We start from the raw sequence: 2,112 nt of genomic DNA on the forward strand, positions 1-2,112 counted from the left end.
CGTAACTGCTCAGCAGGTGAGATTGACTTTTCAAAACTGGTAAAGTAGGGGCACTGTGGAAGAACCGTGTCCCAACTGCTTGATTCTCCAAGGCCAAGTGCAGGCTCTTGAGCAACGGGTTCAAGCTTTGGAGCTTCGCCTCCAAAGGGATAGTCGAACTTCCAGCCAGCCTCCCAGCAAAGACGCCCCCTGGAAACCTCAGAGTGAACGTCAAAAAAGTGACACACCGTCTGGCGGCCAAAAAGGCCACCAGGGCAAAACCCTCAAAATGAGCAGCAATGTAGATCAGGTCATTCGCCTGTCCCTAACTGGACATTGTGGTTGTGGTCACGCCTGGGACACCGTAAAAGCAGAATCTTACCGTGCCAGGCAGGTCCACGACTTGCCCGAGGTTCGCCTACTGGTCACGGAATATCAGGCCGAAGTGAAAGTCTGTCCTCATTGCCAGGGTCAGCAGCAGGCTGACTTTCCCGAAGATGTACCAGGACAGGTTCAATATGGGCCTAGATTTCACGCTCTGGCACTCAACCTGACTGTAGGACATTTTCTACCCTTAAAACGCACCTGTGATGTCCTGGAAGACCTTTGTGGAAGGAGAATCAGTGAAGGCACTTTGGTTCTGGGACAAAAGGTTGCCTCCCATAACCTCGCTAACTTTGAAGAACATCTGAAAGAGGCTTTACTGGGGGAGAAAGTGCTGCATGCCGATGAAACAGGTAGCAAAGTTTCTGGAAAACTCAACTGGATCCATGTTGTGTCTAGCAAAATGCTGACCTTCTTCGCACACCATCCAAATCGAGGGATGGAAGCCGTGCAGGACATGGACGTCCTGCCTAAATTCACTGACGTTTTGATGCATGATGCTTGGCAGACCTATTTTGGTTTACCTGCAAGGCATGCCCTGTGTAATGCCCACCTCCTTCGCGAGCTGCGGGCAATCTTTGAACACCAGGGTCAAGAGTGGGCAGGTAAGCTACGGGAAGCTTTACAGGACATCTACCACCAGCGCAAAACAGGGAGCCTCAGTACTGTACAAAAGACCCTTTTCAGAGCACAGTTTACAGACCTGGTCGAACAGGGCCTCAGTCTGAACCCTGGAAATCCAGGTACACCTGGACAAAAGGGAAGGGTGAAACAGAGCATCGCCAGAAATCTGGCCCTCCGCTTGAGGGAACACCAGTCGGCAGTGCTCAGGTTTTTGGAGGATGACCCTTTGCCTTTCGACAACAACCAAGCTGAACGGGACATCCGGATGGTGGTGGTGAAACGCAAAATCTCAGGAGGCTTTCGCTCGACAGAGGGCGGAAGGGTATTTTGTCGGATTCGCAGCTACATTTCGACACTTCGTAAGCAGGAATTAAATGTTTTTGAGGGCTTGACGAGTATCTTTCGGGGTGATCCTGTTTTACCTCGTTTCTCATGGTGAACACCTACGAGAAACTTATGAAGAGAAACAGAAATGGGCGAAAAGTTCCGGAGGCCATATGCTAAGGATGAACGGACGTGCCAGTGAATTACTGAGTGGAACATTTGTTTCAGTGTCTTGGTGCCATGAAAGCGAATTAGAAGAAATATTAAGGGAGGGCGTCGGACTTCATGATAACTTACTCCTGTTAAATAAGAAGATGCGGCCAACCAAACAACTTGCTGATGCACTGCATGATGAGACTGGAGTTGAATGCTTCATCAATCACATACATATTGATGATTATATTTCTCTTCCTGACTGGTCGAACTATTTATTGTATTCACTCTACTTTGCTGGCCGCCTCAAGCAAGAGTTGAGCAAGTTTGACTTACCTTGCAGGATTATTATAAGCATGGTGGAGGGGAATAACATATCTGTTCGATTTCATGTACTGAGGAACAACCAAATTTGGCTTGATGATAATATTGATGTTTATGAAGGAGCCATTATAGTGATTGAGTGATAGAGGGAAAGTTCCCCCAACTGGGGGGACTTTCCCTTTGCTCATAGCCAAAGACTCAGCTTACCTCCAGTCGATGGACCTTCCAGCAGTTGAATGATATTCAGTCGACTCTAGTGTGATTCTGGAGAAACATCTGGATACCTGCTCAGCACGAAGGAGTTTTTCTGTGCTGAGCAGTTAC

General features: G+C 48.3%; 2 protein-coding genes. Both read left to right on the plus strand.

What is annotated here, in order from left to right; genetic code table 11:
• Positions 1-79 precede the first annotated feature (79 nt).
• Complete coding sequence (gene tnpC / locus IEY52_RS26335) at positions 80-1,426, plus strand: IS66 family transposase (protein WP_189009645.1); 1,347 nt, start codon at positions 80-82, stop codon at positions 1,424-1,426.
• 67 nt (positions 1,427-1,493) lie between these two features.
• The gene (locus IEY52_RS26340) at positions 1,494-1,931 is read left to right on the plus strand and encodes a PM0498 family protein (RefSeq protein ID WP_189009642.1); all 438 of its coding nucleotides are present in this window, start codon (positions 1,494-1,496) and stop codon (positions 1,929-1,931) included.
• Positions 1,932-2,112: the final 181 nt, after the last annotated feature.

The sequence above is a fragment of the Deinococcus roseus genome (assembly GCF_014646895.1).
In the GTDB taxonomy this organism is placed as follows: Bacteria; Deinococcota; Deinococci; order Deinococcales; family Deinococcaceae; genus Deinococcus_C; species Deinococcus_C roseus.

Excerpts from the sequence above, each read along its gene's own strand:
- IEY52_RS26340 (WP_189009642.1), top strand. The coding sequence starts at position 1,494 with ATGAACGGACGTGCCAGTGAATTACTGAGTGGAACATTTGTTTCAGTG.